This is a genomic window from Exiguobacterium sp. KKT215, from assembly GCF_055635335.1.
In genome coordinates this window covers 919,165-938,239 of sequence record NZ_CM145756.1, presented here as the reverse complement: position 1 = coordinate 938,239, position 19,075 = coordinate 919,165, and the positions used below count along the sequence as shown (strand labels likewise).

The following is a 19,075-nucleotide window of genomic DNA, read 5'->3' as shown; positions in this document are numbered from 1 at the left end:
ACCGTCTTTTCACCTAAAAGAAACATTTGGAAAATAAATGTAACAAAAAAGCGCTGATGTCATCAGCGCGTCATGTACCGGTCGAAGGCTCGGCTTCTTCCGATTTATTGAATTTGCGTTTCAGTTTGAGCGGTTGTTTCGTGCCACCGAAGACTGGACCGTCTTCCGCCTCATCGATTTCCGTCTCTTTTTTGAGTACAAAGAACGGGCACCCAAAGTTACAGTATTCATACACGTAATCCATCACGTGATCGATTCGATTATCATACGTCGCGAACTTGGACTTCGTCTCATAGAACCCTTTCAACCGAAGCTGTCCGTGGCCCCAATCCCCGACGATATAATCGTATTTATCGAGCACGTCGCTATAGCGTGCGATGAACGCTTCCTCGTCAAAACCGTCACGTTTCTCTTCGATGACGGTATAGCCGTGGCGATTCACTCTAATCATGTTTCACACCTCCACTGTTCTATCATAGCATGCCGACCGGTCCCGTCCCTATCCTTTTCGGATGGCATTATGACGGGTCACGATCGTCTCGCGTAACACGTCACGCAGCAGTTCCGGCATAAAGTAACGCTTCGGCTGATCGGCCAAATACGGAAGGAGCGGTCCGAACGTGAACATGTCGACCGTGGCGACACGATACGTCCCGTCTAGCTTGATTTCCTCACCCTTGATCGAATAGCGACCGTGTCGGCTGTCGATTCCATGGAGGATCGGGCTACCGAGCACCGTCCCGCGAAAACCGAGACCACGGACATGCATTGTCGTGAACGCATCTTCTTGGACGTCGTTCAAGAATCGGACGAGGGTCGCCCCGTCAAGCGTCAAGAGACAAGGGTTGATCGGATGCGGACAAATCCGGTGCAACATATTGAGCGTGACGTGGCCCGGGCGCAAACCTTCTAACAAGACACCGGATGGGATGATACTCAACTCGGCGTCACACCAGTCCGCAAGTCCGCTCGCCAATAGGTCTCCGATGGCTGACGGACCGAACCAGTCACTTTCATAACCTGGTGTCTCGGCAATCGTCACATCGAGCAGACGCTCTGCTTGACCATACTCTGCGGCTAGGACCGCGACCGTCGCTTCATCAGGTTCGCGCTCCGATACATCGTGGAGACAAGCCCGTTTCTCGATGACCCGCTTTCCTTCGATGGTCAACTCGATTTGCCCGACGTACTGTCCGTATTTACCGGCCTGCGCGATCAGGACGCCGTTCGTGACGACACCTTCATCGAGTACGTGGTGGGTATGGGCTCCGAGGATGACATCGATTTCTGGGAACGCCTCGGCGAGCCGCTCGTCGGCGTAAAAGCCGAGATGGCTGAGCGCGATGATGACGTCGCAGTCTCGAAGTGTCTCGAGGGCACGCGCCGTTGCCCCGTGTGGTGCTTCGATGGCCCAACCGAGTTCAGGATAAAGCTCTTCATACGGCGCGGTCACCCCGAACAGCCCGATCTGAATTCCCTCTCGTTCGACGATGAGCGTCTCCGACGCCCATTCTGGCCGTTCACCAGCTGCTTGATAGACGTTCCCTAATAGGACTGGGAACGCGGCCTCGTCATACAGATGGGCGAGCCAGTCGTGCGGGAACGTGATGCCTTCATTATTGCCGATCGTGACCGCCGTCGGTCGAATCCGGTTGAGCAGTCGGACGTTCACTTGTCCGCGCGTCACTTCTGTCGCCGGATGGGTGCGGTCGGCATGGTCGCCGAGATCGAAGACGAGCGTCTCGTCCGTCCGATGCTCATTCAAAAACGAGACGAGCCGCGGCCAGTTATGGAATTTCGAATGTAAGTCATTATAATGGAACATCGTAATCGTTCTCAAGACGATCCCCCTTCCTAGAACAGGCTGATTTGGCTCGGGGCAAGTTCATATTCGGCACCGAGTATCTCAATCAACCGTTTTGCGTTCGGTACCGCGTCGCCGGCCGAGTTGTTGTTGAAGTAGACGTACACCGACTTCGCTGTTTCGTCGACTTGTTTGAGGGCCGCAGCGAGCTCCTGCAGTTCATCCTCACTATAGCGATACAGGCAGCGGACGTGACGCCATTCTTGGCTCGTCATGCCCGGCTTTCGGAGCCAGCCGGCGGTGTTGCGTCCGTGCAAGCGCACGACGGCCACATCCGGATTGGTCACGACCGGGACGAACGGGATGCTGCTCTCTTTCGTTTGCGGCTCATCACAAATCGTATTGATGAAACGTTGTTCCGCCAAGAACGCGAGCGTCCGCTCCCGGAATGCCTCGGAGAACCACGTCGGGTTCCGGAACTCGATGGCGATGTCATAGTCGCGCAACTCGTCACGGATCGTCCGTAAATAATCGAGATGTGGCTTCGAGACATCAAACCAGGGCGGGAGTTGGACGAGCACGGCTCGTAGCTTCCCGGCCTGTTTCAGCGGTTCGACGGACGTTCGATACCTCTCGAACAGCTCGGAGAGGGGCAGCTTCGGTTCCCGGTCATGCCCGCTCATTTCCCTGGAAACTTTGACGATGAATTGGAACGTTTCCGGCGTTTCCTGGTTCCATTTCTCGTAATTCTTTACCGGTTGAATCGCATAAAACGAGGAATCGATTTCAACGGTCGGGAAATGCCCCGCATAGGTCGACAGTTTATGTTTTCGTTCTTCTGGGGTCGTATACAGTAAATCATGGTCTCCCCACCCCGTCACACCGACATAAATCATCACATTCCCTCCTCAACTTATTGTTCGAACGTGGCCGCCGTGTTCCGTTTCGACCAATTCAACGTTCCCGCGAACGTCACGAGCAACAGGACGAGCCCCATCACAAACGGATAGCGCATATCGATATCGAAGGCGATTCCGGCAAGCGTCGGTCCGACAATATTCCCGATGCTCATATAAGCATTGTTCATCCCCATCGCAAACCCTTGCTCTTTATCTGCCATTTTCGATACGAGCGTATTCAATACCGGTCGTAAAATTGACGTCGACAAGAAGATAATCAACGTGACCGCGAAGAAAATCGTGTAAGACCCTGCAAACAGTGAGAACAAGAAGCTGAGCGCAGCGAGCATGATAAAGATGAGCACGACTTTAATCTCACCGAGCAGCGAGACAAGACGGTCGACCGCGAACAGCTGGACGATGACGCTGACGATTCCCGTCCCGGTGATCATGACCGCAATCTGTTGCGGCGTTGCGCTGAACGTCTCACTGACGAACAGACCGAGGACCGACTCGTATGCCATCAAACCGAACGCCATGACCAAGTTGATGACGAGCACGAAGAAATACGGTTTCCGTGTCGACGACACGAGTTGACGCGGTAACGATTCACTCTCACTCGTTTGGACATACGGTTCACGGTCCGGTTCTTTCAATAAAATGATTGACGAGATGACGGCAACGAATGATACGATCGCCGATAACAAGAGCGGTGCCTTCAACCCGAATTCGGCGAAGAAACCACCGATTCCTGGGCCGATGACAATCCCGAGCGACATTGCCGCGGAAATATAACTGTTCCCTTTCGCCCGTTGTTTGAGCGTCGTGATATCGGCCACGTAAGCAAAGATGGCCGGAATCAAGAGAGCGGCCCCGACGCCGCCGATTGCCCGTGAAATCAACAGGACGGTCAAGTTGTCTGATAAGTAAAAGACGCCCATCGAGATGGTAAAGCCGATGAGCCCGAGGATGATCATGAGCCTGCGCCCGTAAACATCCGCCCATTTCCCGGCAATCGGCGACATGAGCAGCTGGGCCCCGGCAAAGACAGAAATCATGAGTCCGGCAGCGGTGCCGCCTTCTCCAATCATCTTCAAATAATCAGGAATAATCGGTATGATAATCCCGAATCCTGCTACAGCGATGAACATGTTCAACATGAGAATCGCCAATTGTTTCTTTTGTTTAGTCGTCAATGTATGTCACTTCCTTTTCATCCTTTCATTTTACTTGTTGATGAATGAAATGAGCAAACGATAAGACAGCAAAACACCCATCCTTGACCAGAGGATGGGTGTTCAAACACTTGCTTATGAGATGCGTGATTGAGCGAGTGCTTGGTTGGAACGATTTTTCGGTAAAAACAGTGTGATCACATACACGATTAATGTTGGAACTGCCCAAGCAAGTCCGATCTCAGCCATCGGCAAGTTCGTGATCCAAGCTGTTGCTGCTGACGGCGCCAATCCGTGTGTCGTCTCGAAGAGCGAGAGAACGAGGGCCGTATATACAGTCGCCTTCATGGCGACATGCGGGTTGCGTTGAATCCGCTCCGTAATCGAGACGAGTACGAGTGCGATCATGACCGGATACAAGAGCGTGAGGAGCGGTACTGCGATTTCAATCAACATACCAAGTCCGACGAGTGAAATCATGAAGCCGAACAATGTCGTCGCGATGACGACTTGGTAATACTTGAGTGATTCGAACGTGTTGCTGATGAAGCGTGAGAACTCAGTGATGAGTCCGACCGCTGTCGTCAAACAAGCGAGGAAGACCGCAGCCCCGAGTACGAGCATTCCGACTTGTCCGAAAGATGAACCTGCAAACGCTTGAAGCAAGCTTGCTCCGTCTGTCGTTCCTGTTTGGCCTGTCATGTTCGCTCCAATCGACCCGAGCGAGATATAGACGAGCATCAAACACGTGACAGCGAGCATTCCAGACGTCCGAAGAAGTGAAGATGCTTCTTTCTGGTCCGTCATCCCGTTCGCTTTAAGCGTGACGAGCACGATGGCACCGAAGACGAGAGCGCCGAAGACGTCCATCGTCAAGTAGCCTTGTTTGAAGCCCTCCCCGAGAGCGCCAATCCACGTCTCATATCCTTCTGCTGGTGCGACCGGCTTCCCGAGTGGCGCCACGAGGTTCGTGATTCCGATTGCCGCAAGCAAGAGCAAGAGAATCGGTGTAATGATGCGTCCGATGACTTCAATCAATTTCTGAGCGCGTAACGTCAAGAAGAACGTCAAACCGAAGAAGACAGTTGAACTGATTGCGAGCGTGAGTGTAGATGGCGCACCGAGGAACGGTACGACTCCCATCTCATACGTGACTGCTGCCGTCCGTGGAATCCCGAAGAACGGTCCAATCGCCACGTACATTAATCCCGTCAAGACGAGCGCAAGTCGCTTCGGAATATACCGAGCGATTTGGTCAGATCCACCGCCTACCCGCGCGACTGCGAAGAGCGCGAGTAATGGTAGCCCGACGCCGGTAATGACGAAGCCGACTAGGGCTGGGACGAGGTTCTGTCCTGCCATCGCACCTAGCATCGGTGGGAACAGCAAGTTCCCGGCCCCGAAGAATAATGCGAAAATCGTGAATGCTAACGGGAATAATGTCGATTTTTTCATACAACTACCTCCACATACATGTAATACCTTCCGTGTTACCAATGAATCAAATGACTAAATTTTCTGACAATAAACCGCTTGGTCTATTCCATTATACACACTTTCATTTTTTTGACCACCCTATCCATAAAAATGATGTTTATTTTTTTAAAATGTGGATTTATTGTATGGAACCGTTCCCTTAATTTACAAATTATCGGTTGGTCGCACTCACTGACTAGCTGTAAATGAGAAAAATGGTCAATAACGGATATCAAACTTCCGGAATGATTCGACCGTCGTGTCTTCCGCTTCAATCCGTTCGACCCCGACAAAACGATTCCCGTTATAGAGGGCGCGTTTATAGGATTCGAGTCTCTCCGCGTCTCCTTCGATTTGAAGTTCAACCGTCCCATCATTCAAATTCCGGACCCAACCTGTGATGCCGTATTCAAGGGCAGTCGCTTGCGCGAAGTAACGGAAGCCGACCCCTTGGACCCGGCCTGATACGATAAGATGCTGTGCCTGTTTCATATAAGTCTCCTCCTCTAATTTGAAAGAATGGGTTTAGCCTCTGTCTCGTTAGGCAACAATATATAAGTAAAATACTGGATAGGAGTGGTGATGTGGAACAACTTGTGACTGTGGTGACGACAATTTCAGATTGGCTATGGGGTGTGCCAATCATCTCGTTACTCGTTTTGTCTGGACTCTATTTGACGATTCGTTTAGGATTCTTCCAATTCCGATACCCCATCTACATAATGCAACAAACGTTAGGCAGTGTCTTTAAAAAACCAAAAGGTGAAGGTGACATCAGTCCCCGCCAGGCGTTGACGTCAGCCTTATCTTCGACGATCGGTGCCGCCAATATAATCGGGGTACCGGCCGCCATCATGTTCGGCGGGCCGGGCGCCATCTTTTGGATGTGGGTCATCGCCGTCGTCGGCATGGCCATCAAGTTCTCGGAGAGCGTCCTCGCCGTCCGTTACCGCGAGAAGAACGAGGCCGGTGAATTTGTCGGCGGTCCCGTCTACTATATGGCGAAAGGCTTGAAGCTGAAATGGCTCGCCTCATGGTTCGCCTTCGCTCTCATGATCGAACTCATCCCGAGTATCATGGTTCAAGGAAACGCCGTCAGTTCGGCCGTCCGAGAGACGTTCAACGGCAATACCCTTGTGACCGGGATTATCGTCGCCGGGCTCGTCGCCCTCGTTGTCTTCGGCGGTATGAAACGCATCGCGAAAGTGACGGAAGTCATCGTCCCGGCGATGGCCCTCGTCTATGTCGGTGCCGGCTTCGTCATCGTCTTGATGAATTTCTCACAAATCCCGGAAGTACTCGGGCTCATCTTCTCATACGCATTCCAACCGATGGCCGCGCTCGGTGGTTTCGCTGGTGCCGCCATCGCCGAGACGATTCGTTGGGGCTTCGCCCGTGGTCTTTATTCGAACGAAGCAGGACTCGGGACGGCACCGATTGCCCACGCCGCTGCGCAAACGGATCATCCGGTCCGGCAAGGCTTCTGGGCCGTAATCGGGATCGTCATCGATACGCTCATCATCTGTAGCACGACGGCGTTCGTTGTCTTGTCGTCCGGGGTATGGACACGGGCCGATGCGATGAACGATCCAGCAGCCCTAACAACAATCGCGTTCCAACAGTACTTCGGTTACACGGGTAGCCTGCTCGTAACGATCTCGCTCATCTTCTTCGTCTTGTCGACGATTATCGTCATCATCTTCTACGGGTCGCGCCAAGCCGAGTACTTGTTTGGTTTGAAGGCCGGCTTCATGATGAAAGTCGTCTATATCGGCTCAATCGTCATCGGTGCAATCGGTGGGGCCCAAATGATTTGGAACTTCCTTGATTTGATGCTCGCGATGATTCTTATCCCGAACATGATCGCCGTCTTGATGTTGAGCGGTGAAGTGAAGCGCTTGACGACCGAGTTCTTCACGTCCGAGAACTACTATAAGAAAGACGTCGCCGAGAAGAAGGCGTCGTAACGACAAACCCGGCTGTATGGGCAGCCGGGTCTTTTTTTATGATGCCGATTCAATCTTGTCAATCGCTTGGCGAATCCGTTCGACCGAGGCATCGAACTGTCCCTGTTCCTCGTCCGTCAGTTCAATCTCGATGATTTGGCGGATGCCGGTCCGGTCAATCAAGGCCGGTACGCCGATATGGAGACCTGAGGCACCGTATTCGCCATCGAGGTGGGCACCGATCGTCACGACGGAGTTCTCATTCCGGACGATGGCACGGACGATTCGAAGTAAGCCAAGCCCGATCGCGTAGTACGCCGCGCTCTTATATTCGATGATTTGATTCGCCGCATCGCGGACCCCTTGATAGATGGCGTCCAAATCTTCTTGGCGATACGATTCATTCTCCTCAAGTAACTGCTTCATCGACTTCCCGTAAATGCGGGCGTTGTCCCAGGCGACGAAGCCCCCGGCACCATGCTCGCCCATATAATAGACGTGGCAGTTCCGCGACGACAAGTCGAAGTACTCGCCGACCTTATAACGGAGTCGGGCCGTATCGAGAACGGTACCTGAACCGATGACGCGATGTTTCGGCAAGCCGGACGCCTTCCAGGCGACATGAGCCATAACATTGACCGGGTTCGTCGCGACGACGATGATGCCGTCGAATCCGCTCGCCATGATTTGTTTTGTGACGTCACGGACAACGACCGCATTTTGTTCGGCGAGGTCCATCTGGGTCTGACCGAGCTTTTGAGCGGCACCAGCCGTGATGACGACGATATCGGCGTCGCGGCAGTCCGAGTAGTCACCTGCCCAAATTCGGACCGGGGTCGGGGCGAATGATATCCCGTGATTGAGGTCCATCGCCTCCCCTTCAGCCTTGGCGTGATTCGAGTCAATCAAGACGAGCTCTTCACAGAGCGCGGCCATCGACAGTTGATAGGCGAAACTGACACCGACCCATCCAGCGCCGACGACGGCGATGCGGGTGATGTCTTCTGGGTCAATCGTGTTCAAGTGATCCATATGCTTCATCCCTTTCTAAACGTGTTCTCTTACTTAGCATACCCGACTGGCGTTCGTTTCACGACAAAAATATAAACTGCTTCGTAAATGGATTCTGGGATTGAGAAGTTCACTGTGAAGGTTTTTCATCCTATCAACTTGTTTATCTTTCCTTAATACTTCACTCGCATTTTCGACACAATTGTTCAATCGTCCGTGATACTTCATCCCGATTCTGCTTTCGTTTCATCCATTCAGGCAATCGACTTTCGAGACTTCGATTTATGCCTTTGCTCGTCCGAATCGTCGCCTAGATGTAACACTTCATGTAGTCGAGATGTTCTCTGTTGTACGCCCATAATACATGACCACAACAACCCGTTTGTAAATAGAGCTGCAATCCGAAATGAGCATCGAAGGCTCCACCGATATATGTTGTACCATTCTGCTTGAATTGCAGATGACCGCAATGGAAACAACTCAGTCGTACCTTATCATCCTTCTCAAAAACGTCCGCTCGTCCCCCACAACGTGGACAAATCACGAACATCCGACCCATAAACGTTTCAAGTTCTCGACTTTGTAATGAAAATCGATTGGTCACGACATCGCCCCCTCGTTTTATTATACAAAAAACCAACGAAGTCGAGCTTCGCTGGTTGCAGTATTGAATGACACATCAATCTTCTCAACTCGAGTATAATATTTTTTTCATTCTCGCTCCCGATAATAGTGAACCGGCCGAATCTCGAGCCGCCATCCTAACGCTTCCGCTTCGGGTACTTGGGTCGTCGGATGGATGGAAGCGATTCTGACTGCGTCCTCCATATCTAACGCTTCAATCACGAATGCACTTCCCATGACTTCCTTCGATTCAGTAACAGGCCCATCCGTAATCGAAATCTGATGTGACTCCCGCTTGAGTTGTTTCATGCTCGCTTCAAGCCCCATGTCCAACAACACTTGTTCACTTGCATATAGCTCCTGTAAGTATGGTTCACACGTAGCCATGATTTGATCGATTTCCAGGTCGGTCTTTTCGTTCATTTTGTCAGCGTTGAAATATCCCGTTACCAAGAACATCATGTGATCTTCTCCTCTCGAATCTACAGTCACGCATCATCTTATCCCATTCCCTATTCCCTGTTTACAGACATATCCTACCTACTGAGACAATCTGGGATGTTCGACAAAGTACCAAAAATAGCATTTTTTGTCGAATGATTCTCATTTGAAAAATATGGGTGCTCTACATTCTGAATGGTACAATTATTTTGTATTTGGATAATTACATAGACGCAATGTCCTATTGATTTAGCAAGTAATAAAGTGGCAAGGCGAAACAATCGTCCTGCCACTTTTTCATGTTCAGTAAAACTTTGGAGGGAGATGAATTACATGGGTTGGTGGCAAGATATCATAAACGCCCGGCAGAACCGAGAGGAAGTCGAGCGTTTGACGAAAGAGATTAAACGGATTGAGCTGACAAAGGAAGAGGTACGTTATATCGACCTCAAGAAAGAAATCGAAAGCATCGAGAAGCATAACGAGGCTAAACAAGAACAGCTCCGCGCTGAACTGGACAAGTTCAAGAAAAGCATCGAGAAAGAACGTGCATCACTTGAAAAGGAAGTTGAGACACTCAAACGCACACGTGATCAGCTCGGTCTGAGCATCAATGCGTATGAAGGGCGGTTGTCCGCACTCGAGCACGGCCTCTTCTCCCCTCCTCGCTACCTGACGGACGACGACACATCCGAGATGTTGAAGGTGAAGCTGGACGCGGTGCGCTCGAAACAGAAGCTATTGATCAAGGAAAAACGAGCCACTACACATCCGGCCGGGTATACGGTCGACGGGGACAAGAAGAAAGGCAAAGAGTTCGTGAATGACACGATCAAGTTGATTTTACGAGCATTCAACAACGAATGTGACGTCATCATCGCTGGCGTGAAGCATACGAACCATGACCGTTCAATCGACAAAATCGCGAAGAGCTTCAAGCAATTGAACTCGTTGACCGACATGCAGTCTGTCTTCATGACGGACGAGTACCTCAGACTGAAACTTCAAGAGCTTCAAATCATGCATAAATACCGTGTTAAGAAACAGGAAGAGAAGGAAGAGCAACAGGCTATCAAAGAGCAGATGCGCGAAGAGGCCCGTGTCTTGAAAGAGATTGAGGAAGCTCGGAAGAAGGTCGAGAAAGAAGAGACTCACTTCAAGGCCGCCCTACTCGCTGCACGTACCAAATTCGAGAATGCGAGTGAATCTGAGCGTTCGTCACTCGAAGCGAAAATAGCGGAGCTCGAGGCGAAACTTCAAGAAGTCGAGGAGATCAAAGGCGATATCGAGAACCGTGAGCGCAATACTCGGGCCGGTTACGTCTATGTCATCTCGAATATCGGGTCATTCGGGGAACATGTCTACAAAATTGGCATGACGCGCCGTCTCGAGCCGCTCGATCGGATCCGTGAGCTCGGGAGCGCATCGGTTCCGTTCACCTTTGACATCCACGCTCTTATTTTCTCTGAAGACGCACCTAATCTCGAGAACAAGCTCCACAAACGTTTTGCTGATCGTCGTGTGAACCAGGTCAACTTCCGAAAAGAATTCTTTAAAGTCAACATCGACGAAGTCGCCAATGTCATCAAACAGGAATTTGATCAGACGTTGGAGATTACGAAACTTGCTCAGGCTGAAGAATATAATCGCACCCTTCAAATTTTGTCGGAAAACGAAGCCGCTATCTCCAATTAAATACAACGAGGCGCCACTCGGCGTCTTTTTTAGTATGAATCGAATAGAAAACATATCGTTCTAAATCTCGTTTATAATGAGGGTGCCAACAGATGTAAAGGAGTGAACGACATGGCAATCTTCCGTAAGCGGAACGGAAAGTAGCAATACCGTATTTATTTTTATGGTGAGGGCGGGAAGCGACGGGAACGATCACGGAGCAGTTTCACGACGAAACGTGAAGCCCAGATGGCTGCAGCTAAAGAGGAGTCGAAATTATTAAACAATACGTTCGTCATGGACCGAAGTGTTCGCTTCGACCAGTTCGCTCTTGAATGGCTCGAAACGTTTAAGCGACCACATGTCAAAGAGTCGACCTATGACCGTATAAGTCGTACCGTCAACAATCATCTCATCCCCCAGTTCGATGAATATCGATTAATCGATATCAATCGGGTCATGTACCAGAAGTGGATCAACGAAAAGGTCGAGACTTACAGCCTAGGCACCGTCCGTTCGTTCCACTCGACGTTCTCGAGCATCCTCGACCATGCATTGCTCGACATGAACCTCATCGAGAAGAACCCGGCCCATCGTATACAGATATCCAAGCGGGACGACACACCGGATGAGGACGAGGATGTTTTGGAGTTTCTCGAGATGGACGAGCTCAATCGTCTGCTAGACTACCTGGAACAGACTCCACATGGAAAGTACAAACAATCCATCCAGTATCTTTCCCTCTTCACGCTGATTGCCCGTACCGGTCTTCGTGTCGGTGAGGCATTGGCGATCGAATGGGAGGATATTAATTTGGATGCCGGTACCGTCCGTGTGAACAAGACTCTTTCATTCGGTTCAAAACTAGAGCTCAAGGTGACGAAACCGAAGACGAAGTGTGTAATGCAAAATAGGAGTGCAGAAGTGTGCAACGGAAACGTACACAACTCTGCACTCCTATTTTAGAAAAGAAAAAGGACTTGCCAGCAACCATAATCTCACCCTAACGTTTAAGTTGCGACACAAGAACGTTAGGAGATGGAAGGAATGCTAGCAATGTCCGATATCAATTGTATCAAATATCTGAGAAACCACAAATCACATTCGATCAATCGAATCGCTAAAAATCTAGACCTCAACTGGAGGACGGTAAAAAAATACGCGGATTCAGCTCAACTGCCGAGTGAAACCATTCGCCCCAAGAGAGGCATGATGTACGGAACGAAATGGGGCGAGATGGTCGAGGATTGGTTGACCGAGGATCAAATGCTTCAGAAAAAGTTAAGACGAACGAATAAAAAGCTTTATGAAACGCTGGTGGCGAACGGATTCGAGGGTTCTTACCGGACGGTCTGCAATTTCATCAAGAGCTGGCATATGACGAGCGAGGAGGAAAACGACACAAGGCAAGAACGATTGCAACACCCTCCGGGTGAGGCACAGGTAGATTTCGGGACGATGGAAGTCGTCAAAGATAGTCATGCGGTCGATGTAAAATGCCTCGTCATGAGCCTGCCCTTCAGTAACCGCACAGCAGCTGTCGCCCTGCCCGCAGAAAACCAAGAGTGCTTTTTGACGGGACTCAAAATGCTTTTTGAAGAAATCGGTGGTGTACCGCAACAGCTCAGAATCGATAATCTCCCCGCCGCAGTCATCCAACCACGAACGACAAAAGAAGAGGCGATCTATACAGATGCTTTCCTGCAGTTCATGGCACATTACGGCTTCCAAGTTCAAAGCTGTAATCCTTACAGAGGTAACGAGAAAGGAAGTGTCGAGAACAAGGTAGGATACGTTCGGTACAATTTTCTTGTCCCAGCCCCTGTCATGCATGATTACGATTCGACGAACCGGCAACTCGCAGCTTCCCTACGGGATGACATGGAGAGAGTGCATTACGAAAAGCATGTGCTGATCCGTGAGTTGTTCGAAGAAGAGCAGAGACATCTATTGCGATTGCCGCAAGAAGACTTCCCCGTCTTCAAAGAAGAACTGTTCAAGGTGAACAAGTACGGCGAAATAACGATCGATAAGACGAAAGTCTTGATCCCTTCAGGGGCTCGTCATGGGCAAGTACGCGCCATCTTAAGGTGGGATTCGATGAAGATTCTCTCACTTCACGGAGAAATCCTCTACGAAGAAAAACGTCCCTACATGATGACAAAGCGTGCGCTCCCATGGGAAAACATCATCAGCACTTGGCACAAGAAGCCGAGAAGCTTCGGGCACTCCCGTTATTCCGAATATCTGCCGGGTAGAATCAAAGAGTACCTGGGCGTACCCAACTTACTCGTTCGGCAGGAAAGACTGGCCTGGATCCGAGCCAAGCTCGCACTCTATCCAATCCTCGAGATCAATGAACGCCTATACGAGCTACTGAGCGAGGACGACGATCCAGCCGTGGTTGAGGACCATCCTTATGATGTGGATTGGAGCAAGTACGATAGCCTGAATCGGCCTTGGGGAGAAGGTGGTGCAGTATGAGCCTAAAAGAAATGTGCAAATCGCTCCGCCTTGCCTATGTCGCTGAAATCTATGAATCGATTCCAACGGAATCCCCTGAAAAGTTTCTCACGGAGCTTTTCTCGATGGAAATGCGCCTCCGCGAGGAAGCGAAAGCGCAACGGTTAATCAAAAAGGCAAAATTCATCAACAATAAGTCACTAGACGACTATCATTGGGGCAATCACATCTACTTCCCAAAGCATTTAGATAAGGACGAACTGACCTCACTGAATTTCGTCGAGCACTCACAGAACGTCGTTCTGACAGGGTCCCCGGGTACAGGAAAGACCCATTTGGCCATCGGGCTCGGGAGAGAAGCTTGTCACAAAGGTTATGAGGTGAGGTTCTTCCGGGTCTCTGAACTCGTCGAGCAACTTAACAAGGCCTGGCGGGATGGAAAACTAGGCAACTTCCATTCTCGTCTCGAGTCGGCAGATATGATTATTTTAGATGAGATGGGATATCTCCCTCTCACAAAAGAATCTGCGGAACTTCTGTTTCATCTCATCACCGACTGGTACGAGCGAAAGAGCCTGATCATCACATCCAACCTTGAGTTCAGCCAATGGAATCGCATCTTTGGCGACGCGCGCTTGACTGCGGCACTCGTCGATCGCGTCATCCATCACGCTCACATACTAAACTTTACAGGTGACAGTTATCGTGTCACGCATGCGTTGTCGAAACACTAAAACCCAGCTGGCAAAGTTCTGTACTTTTCGTTGCATTATTGTGCACATTTGTATTGCAAAATACAGACGAAGAAAGCAAATCGAACTCTACGTATCGATTCCCAAACCAATGAACTTATGCGACGGCATGGGATAAGTAAGAAAGAAGTGTATCTCGCGTACCCAAACTATAAGAAGCCTGAACTTCCCCTTGTTTTCCACAGCCCGAACGGAACGCGGCTCCGGACGAGCATCGTGAGGGATTATCTAAGGGATGCCTGCAAGAAGAGCGGTGTTCAGCACATAAGCCCGCACGTCCTTCGCCATACCCACGCCATCCATTTATTGGAGGCCGGGGCAGACGTGAAATACGTGGTGGATTGTCTAGGTCATTCTGACACGAAAATTACACTGAACATTTATCTTCATGTATCGAAAAAGATTGAACAAGATTCGCTGATTTTATACGAAAGACATTTAAAAAGTAAATATATGATTCAACCTTCAAAAGAGAATACTACTTAATACCATAATTATATTCTCTTTTTTAATTAAAGCGTACATTTTAAAAATCAAAAGAAAAGGATGATTTATCAATGAAAATAACTCAGGTGATGGCCACAACACATCTAGATTCACACAATCAAAGATTTGCTAAAGAAGCCTTAGAAGGACTGGCAAATCAAATCAACGAATCATCCGCTCTAGGGATGACAATAGAACATGATTTAACGTTACCCTTTTTTGGAAAAGTCACCAAAGCGTATTTAGAAGAATTACCCGATGGAGAGTATGGAGTAATTGGCGAATCTATTTTATTTAATCAGGAAGATACTCAAGAAGTAACTCTACCCACAGGAAAAAAAGGTTTTATTGATACTTGGAGTGATAATAAACCATTTATAGTAGAAAAAAATGAGATTCCTTCTTCAATTGAAATTTCATTTGATTTGGTGAATTTTAAGTCGAATGATGATATCAAAAATTTTCAAGATGAAGTCCCGAAAGAATTGTCATTTAACCCAAGAATTATTGTTAGAAAGTCATATATTCCTGATCCACAGTTAATCATCAATTTGTCCGAGAGTGCAATTCAGTTGTTAATCGCACAAAAACTTTTTAAAACTGTAGGGAAAAAGATAACAGATGATGTCAGCAACGATATCGCCAATCTATATTCCATACTTCGAACTATGGCAATCAAATACGCCAAGCGTTGTATTCCAAGAAATCGACCAGTTACCTATATATTCGTTATTTCAGAAACTCCAGTCATTGAATTTGTTGTAAAAACAGAAAATCCTTCAATTATTGCAGAAGCTACAAAAAAAATGAGCGAACATTTTGATGAAGCTACTCAACTTCATCAGCTATTCGACTCTCAAAAAACACAGTTTTTGTTCATGGAAAATGGAACGTGGGAATTTAATTACTTACTAACGACTTCTGGTAAAGTGGTGGGATCGGAAGATGCGATATCTAGGCGGGAAGAGGCTATAAAGGTTTTTCTTGAACAAAACAACCAATGAGATAAACTAAACATCATTGTTTTATGTAAAAAAATAAATTGCTCAAATAAAAAGAGGAGGACCGATTATTTTTCGGGTTCCTCCTCTTTGCTTTTTTGGATAAAATCTAATACATTAATCGGTGGTAAAACAATAGGATTATTATAACCGATTGAGGTTACTTGAGAAACTGCTGCTCTTACATAAGGGAACAGAATTGAAATACTGTTACGGCTTAACAACATTTCATTTGTAATGCCAGTAATATTTTCTGCACTTCCGTCTTCTTCAACTAAAAATTCACCAGAAACATGAATAAATAAATTAAACTTTTCATCTTCTGTTTCTAAATTACAAATGATTGACACAACCGCACTATCTGAGTTTATCATTTCTACACGTGACCCCATAGAAACGTTTATACTCTCTTCGTCGTAAAAGTCCTCTTCTTGAGTAAATGATAGTTTCTCTACTTTGTAATGACCAAATTTAAGTTTTTTCATTATATTAAGAAGCCTCCAACAGCACTTGTGTTGAACATTCATCAAATGATACTTGATCAGTTGGTGTTGTTATAGTGTGCGATTCGATATTGTGTGTTTTTTTGGCGTTAGAATTTAAGTTCTCATAGAGCGTTACGAGGGACTCAAAATGTACTTTTAAATGATTATCTGTTTGAATACCATCATAGAGTGTACCATTATCCGAATAGATAAAGTCTAATTCTCCAAGTTTAAATGTACTTGTGTATTCAATTTCCACTGCTTCAGGTTCCTTAACAAGCATTTTCAAAACGTCCTCAGTAGGATACGAATCCCCAAGTTCTCCGAGAATAACGCCATTTTCTTTAATAATAACTTTTCCTTGTCCAGGTTCCACTTTTTTATATGAAACGCCGCTTTCTTCTGCTAGTTCTAAAAATTTAATTTCTAAGTAGTCCATGTATTCTTGCTCATTCATTACTCATTCCTCCTTGTTCTATTAACGCATATGGAAATAGAACGCCTCTATCAACAATCTTTCCAACAAATTTTTTCCAAAGAAAGTCTTTCAGCATTTCTAACTGAAATCATCGTTCCTTGAATCAACTGGGTTGTAGTATACTCTACTTCTGCACTTACATCCTTATTCCCTTTTAATATCGGAAAAAACATAACAGTATTAAATAGCGCCTCAGCATGCTTCCCATATTTATGACTAGGAACAGGAAAAGTTCGTTGAATAACTGTGTATGCTGATGGTAGAGAGTTAAATAATTTGTTATTCCATTCCCAAAGTGCCGTTTCAACTTCGTAACCTTTTTCCTGCAACATCTTTTTAAAAGTCGTAATATGATAGTGGAAGAAAATTGCATCTTCTCTGGAATCAAGATTTAAAAACTCTTCTTTTTCAAGTTGGTCACACCATTGTATAATACAAGGTCCATACTCTGATTTATCCAATTCTTCAGTTTGCACGTGTTCTTTTAGTTCCTTTAGCCTTGTGGTACTTGTTCTCTTTGCAAATATTTCCGCTTGTGCTTGATCTTCGCGAAAAAAATAAACTCCATCACCGAGCCAACTTTGTATCTTGTTAGACGTTTTGAATCCTTCAGTTTCGATTAATTTAACATGTAATTTGATAGTTCCATGATAGGCTTCTATATGGATTTTAGATTTCTTAAATGATTTTACTCCCATTCTCAACCCCCACTTGCAATCAATCTTATATAATTGTACCGAAGCGGCAACTTAATTGGTATAAGTAACCACTACTTAATGTGGTGGTTTCCACAAGTTTCGTTCGACAAAAAGTGACTCGTGGTTGACTATTGATTAAAGAAAGCGGAGCATCCTATGGATGCTCCGCCGTCAACTTTGAGGGCTGATTGAGGGCTGACACTGTCACAGACTAAAAACCACCTCTCAAAACACTGGTATTATGAAATTATCCAATCGATCCTTCCATCTCAAACTTGATGAGACGGTTCATTTCGACGGCATATTCCATTGGCAATTCTTTCGTGAACGGCTCGATGAAGCCCATGACGATCATCTCCGTCGCTTCTTCTTCCGAGATTCCACGGCTCATGAGGTAGAAGAGTTGCTCTTCTGACACTTTAGAGACTTTCGCTTCGTGCTCGAGTGAGACTTGGTCGTTCAAGATCTCGTTGTACGGGATCGTGTCCGACGTTGACTCGTTATCCATGATGAGTGTGTCACATTCGATATTCGAACGTGCACCTTTCGCTTTACGACCGAAGTGGACGATTCCGCGATACGAGACTTTTCCGCCTTGTTTCGAAATCGACTTCGAGACGATTGACGACGACGTGTTCGGTGCGAGGTGAATCATTTTCGCGCCCGCGTCTTGGTGCTGCCCTTTACCGCCGAGAGCGATTGAGAGCGTCATACCGCGTGAGCCTTCACCTTTCAAGATGACGGCCGGGTATTTCATCGTGAGTTTCGAACCGATGTTGCCATCGATCCATTCCATCGATCCACCCGCTTCACAGACAGCACGCTTCGTGACCAAGTTGTAGACGTTGTTCGCCCAGTTCTGGATCGTCGTATAGCGGCAATATGCGTCTTTGTTGACGAAAATCTCAACGACCGCTGAGTGGAGTGAGTTCGTCGTGTAGACCGGTGCTGTACATCCTTCGACGTAATGGACAGAAGCGCCCTCGTCGACGATGATGAGCGTCCGCTCGAACTGACCCATGTTCTCCGAGTTGATGCGGAAGTAAGCTTGGAGCGGTTGCTCGAGCTTCACGCCTTTTGGTACGTAGATGAACGAGCCACCTGACCAAACAGCCGAGTTGAGCGCCGAGAACTTGTTGTCCGTCGGCGGAATCAATTTTCCGAAGTACTCACGGAAGAGGTCTTCGTTTTCTTTGAGCGCCGTGTCTGTATCTTTGAAGATGACACCTTTCGCTTCAAAGTCTTCTTGCATGCTGTGATAGACAACCTCAGACTCATACTGAGCCGAGACGCCTGCCAAGTATTTTTGCTCCGCTTCCGGGATTCCGAGCTTGTCAAACGTACGTTTGATTTCTTCAGGAACCTCGTCCCACGAGTGCTCTGTCTTTTCAGACGGTTTGACATAATACGTGATCTCATCGAAATCGAGTGCCGTGAGATCCCCGCCCCATGTCGGCATCGGCATTTTGCGGAACTGTTCGAGTGATTTCAAGCGGAACTCGAGCATCCATGCCGGTTCTTCTTTCATGCGCGAGATCGTCTCTACGATTTCATTCGTCAAGCCGCGGCCTGAACGGAAAATCGAGATGTCTCGGTCATGGAAGCCATATTTATAATCGCCAATGTCAGGCATGTTTTTCGCCATATCGGTCTCCTCCTTCT

At 47.9% G+C, this 19,075-nt stretch carries 19 protein-coding genes; 7 read left to right on the top strand and 12 right to left on the bottom strand.

The genetic code is table 11. The annotated features are described in order from the left end of the window. Positions 1–70: 70 nt before the first annotated feature. The 6 genes from ACZ2GZ_RS04925 to ACZ2GZ_RS04900 form a co-directional block, all read right to left on the bottom strand. Positions 71–451 carry a YutD family protein gene (locus ACZ2GZ_RS04925; protein WP_021065508.1) on the bottom strand — a complete coding sequence of 127 codons (381 nt, stop codon included), beginning with the start codon at positions 449–451 and terminating at the stop codon, positions 71–73. Between the two features lie 48 nt (positions 452–499). Further along, a complete protein-coding gene (locus ACZ2GZ_RS04920; RefSeq protein ID WP_251135260.1) occupies positions 500–1,840 on the bottom strand; it encodes a bifunctional metallophosphatase/5'-nucleotidase in 1,341 nt (446 codons plus the stop codon). A gap of 14 nt (positions 1,841–1,854) precedes the next feature. Next, positions 1,855–2,700 carry a DUF72 domain-containing protein gene (locus ACZ2GZ_RS04915; RefSeq protein WP_214714522.1) on the bottom strand — a complete coding sequence of 282 codons (846 nt, stop codon included), beginning with the start codon at positions 2,698–2,700 and terminating at the stop codon, positions 1,855–1,857. A gap of 17 nt (positions 2,701–2,717) precedes the next feature. Further along, on the bottom strand, positions 2,718–3,899 hold the full coding sequence (locus ACZ2GZ_RS04910; RefSeq protein ID WP_214714521.1) for an MFS transporter: 1,182 nt from the start codon (positions 3,897–3,899) through the stop codon (positions 2,718–2,720). Positions 3,900–4,013: 114 nt separating this feature from the next. Next, positions 4,014–5,333, bottom strand: coding sequence for a branched-chain amino acid transport system II carrier protein (gene brnQ, locus ACZ2GZ_RS04905; protein WP_214714520.1), 1,320 nt, complete (start codon positions 5,331–5,333; stop codon positions 4,014–4,016). Positions 5,334–5,573: 240 nt separating this feature from the next. Beyond that, the gene (locus ACZ2GZ_RS04900) at positions 5,574–5,846 is read right to left on the bottom strand and encodes an acylphosphatase (protein ID WP_214714519.1); all 273 of its coding nucleotides are present in this window, start codon (positions 5,844–5,846) and stop codon (positions 5,574–5,576) included. A 92-nt stretch (positions 5,847–5,938) separates the two neighbouring features. Here ACZ2GZ_RS04900 and ACZ2GZ_RS04895 point away from each other — a divergent pair, with 92 nt between their 5' ends. After that, positions 5,939–7,321 carry an alanine/glycine:cation symporter family protein gene (locus ACZ2GZ_RS04895; protein ID WP_214714518.1) on the top strand — a complete coding sequence of 461 codons (1,383 nt, stop codon included), beginning with the start codon at positions 5,939–5,941 and terminating at the stop codon, positions 7,319–7,321. Positions 7,322–7,357: 36 nt separating this feature from the next. Here ACZ2GZ_RS04895 and ACZ2GZ_RS04890 read toward each other — a convergent pair whose 3' ends face one another. Next, positions 7,358–8,332 (bottom strand): L-lactate dehydrogenase, encoded by a 975-nt coding sequence (locus tag ACZ2GZ_RS04890; protein WP_214714517.1) that lies wholly within the window; start codon positions 8,330–8,332, stop codon positions 7,358–7,360. Between the two features lie 690 nt (positions 8,333–9,022). Next, positions 9,023–9,397 carry a YciI family protein gene (locus tag ACZ2GZ_RS04885; protein WP_214714515.1) on the bottom strand — a complete coding sequence of 125 codons (375 nt, stop codon included), beginning with the start codon at positions 9,395–9,397 and terminating at the stop codon, positions 9,023–9,025. A 312-nt stretch (positions 9,398–9,709) separates the two neighbouring features. Between ACZ2GZ_RS04885 and ACZ2GZ_RS04880 the strand changes: the two genes are divergently transcribed. From ACZ2GZ_RS04880 to ACZ2GZ_RS04855, 6 genes are all read left to right on the top strand, one after another. Beyond that, positions 9,710–11,071 carry an SNIPE associated domain-containing protein gene (locus tag ACZ2GZ_RS04880; protein ID WP_214714513.1) on the top strand — a complete coding sequence of 454 codons (1,362 nt, stop codon included), beginning with the start codon at positions 9,710–9,712 and terminating at the stop codon, positions 11,069–11,071. A 153-nt stretch (positions 11,072–11,224) separates the two neighbouring features. Continuing rightward, complete coding sequence (locus ACZ2GZ_RS04875) at positions 11,225–12,016, top strand: tyrosine-type recombinase/integrase (protein WP_470295605.1); 792 nt, start codon at positions 11,225–11,227, stop codon at positions 12,014–12,016. Positions 12,017–12,088: 72 nt separating this feature from the next. Continuing rightward, on the top strand, positions 12,089–13,534 hold the full coding sequence (istA, locus tag ACZ2GZ_RS04870) for an IS21 family transposase (RefSeq protein ID WP_470295344.1): 1,446 nt from the start codon (positions 12,089–12,091) through the stop codon (positions 13,532–13,534). Continuing rightward, on the top strand, positions 13,531–14,247 hold the full coding sequence (gene istB / locus ACZ2GZ_RS04865; RefSeq protein ID WP_029595512.1) for an IS21-like element helper ATPase IstB: 717 nt from the start codon (positions 13,531–13,533) through the stop codon (positions 14,245–14,247). Before istA ends, istB begins: the two co-directional genes overlap by 4 nt. 30 nt (positions 14,248–14,277) lie before the next feature. Continuing rightward, the gene (locus tag ACZ2GZ_RS04860; protein ID WP_214715886.1) at positions 14,278–14,751 is read left to right on the top strand and encodes a tyrosine-type recombinase/integrase; all 474 of its coding nucleotides are present in this window, start codon (positions 14,278–14,280) and stop codon (positions 14,749–14,751) included. Between the two features lie 71 nt (positions 14,752–14,822). Then, positions 14,823–15,755, top strand: a complete 933-nt coding sequence (locus ACZ2GZ_RS04855) for a hypothetical protein (protein WP_214715888.1) — start codon at positions 14,823–14,825, stop codon at positions 15,753–15,755. Between the two features lie 65 nt (positions 15,756–15,820). Here ACZ2GZ_RS04855 and ACZ2GZ_RS04850 read toward each other — a convergent pair whose 3' ends face one another. The 4 genes from ACZ2GZ_RS04850 to sufB form a co-directional block, all read right to left on the bottom strand. After that, on the bottom strand, positions 15,821–16,237 hold the full coding sequence (locus tag ACZ2GZ_RS04850) for a protein-export chaperone SecB (RefSeq protein ID WP_214715895.1): 417 nt from the start codon (positions 16,235–16,237) through the stop codon (positions 15,821–15,823). Between the two features lie 4 nt (positions 16,238–16,241). Then, complete coding sequence (locus tag ACZ2GZ_RS04845; RefSeq protein ID WP_214715897.1) at positions 16,242–16,694, bottom strand: hypothetical protein; 453 nt, start codon at positions 16,692–16,694, stop codon at positions 16,242–16,244. Positions 16,695–16,744: 50 nt separating this feature from the next. Next, positions 16,745–17,413: a hypothetical protein gene (locus tag ACZ2GZ_RS04840; RefSeq protein ID WP_214715899.1), complete on the bottom strand. Its 669-nt coding sequence runs from the start codon at positions 17,411–17,413 to the stop codon at positions 16,745–16,747. Between the two features lie 247 nt (positions 17,414–17,660). Then, positions 17,661–19,058 (bottom strand): Fe-S cluster assembly protein SufB, encoded by a 1,398-nt coding sequence (gene sufB, locus ACZ2GZ_RS04835; protein WP_029595099.1) that lies wholly within the window; start codon positions 19,056–19,058, stop codon positions 17,661–17,663. Between the last annotated feature and the right edge of the window lie 17 nt (positions 19,059–19,075).

Excerpts from the sequence above, each read along its gene's own strand:
- ACZ2GZ_RS04925 (WP_021065508.1), bottom strand. The coding sequence starts at position 451 with ATGATTAGAGTGAATCGCCACGGCTATACCGTCATCGAAGAGAAACGT.
- ACZ2GZ_RS04915 (WP_214714522.1), bottom strand. The coding sequence starts at position 2,700 with ATGATTTATGTCGGTGTGACGGGGTGGGGAGACCATGATTTACTGTAT.
- brnQ (WP_214714520.1), bottom strand. The coding sequence starts at position 5,333 with ATGAAAAAATCGACATTATTCCCGTTAGCATTCACGATTTTCGCATTA.
- ACZ2GZ_RS04900 (WP_214714519.1), bottom strand. The coding sequence starts at position 5,846 with ATGAAACAGGCACAGCATCTTATCGTATCAGGCCGGGTCCAAGGGGTC.
- ACZ2GZ_RS04890 (WP_214714517.1), bottom strand. The coding sequence starts at position 8,332 with ATGGATCACTTGAACACGATTGACCCAGAAGACATCACCCGCATCGCC.
- ACZ2GZ_RS04885 (WP_214714515.1), bottom strand. The coding sequence starts at position 9,397 with ATGATGTTCTTGGTAACGGGATATTTCAACGCTGACAAAATGAACGAA.
- ACZ2GZ_RS04880 (WP_214714513.1), top strand. The coding sequence starts at position 9,710 with ATGGGTTGGTGGCAAGATATCATAAACGCCCGGCAGAACCGAGAGGAA.
- istA (WP_470295344.1), top strand. The coding sequence starts at position 12,089 with ATGGAAGGAATGCTAGCAATGTCCGATATCAATTGTATCAAATATCTG.
- istB (WP_029595512.1), top strand. The coding sequence starts at position 13,531 with ATGAGCCTAAAAGAAATGTGCAAATCGCTCCGCCTTGCCTATGTCGCT.
- ACZ2GZ_RS04855 (WP_214715888.1), top strand. The coding sequence starts at position 14,823 with ATGAAAATAACTCAGGTGATGGCCACAACACATCTAGATTCACACAAT.
- ACZ2GZ_RS04850 (WP_214715895.1), bottom strand. The coding sequence starts at position 16,237 with ATGAAAAAACTTAAATTTGGTCATTACAAAGTAGAGAAACTATCATTT.
- ACZ2GZ_RS04845 (WP_214715897.1), bottom strand. The coding sequence starts at position 16,694 with ATGAATGAGCAAGAATACATGGACTACTTAGAAATTAAATTTTTAGAA.
- ACZ2GZ_RS04840 (WP_214715899.1), bottom strand. The coding sequence starts at position 17,413 with ATGGGAGTAAAATCATTTAAGAAATCTAAAATCCATATAGAAGCCTAT.
- sufB (WP_029595099.1), bottom strand. The coding sequence starts at position 19,058 with ATGGCGAAAAACATGCCTGACATTGGCGATTATAAATATGGCTTCCAT.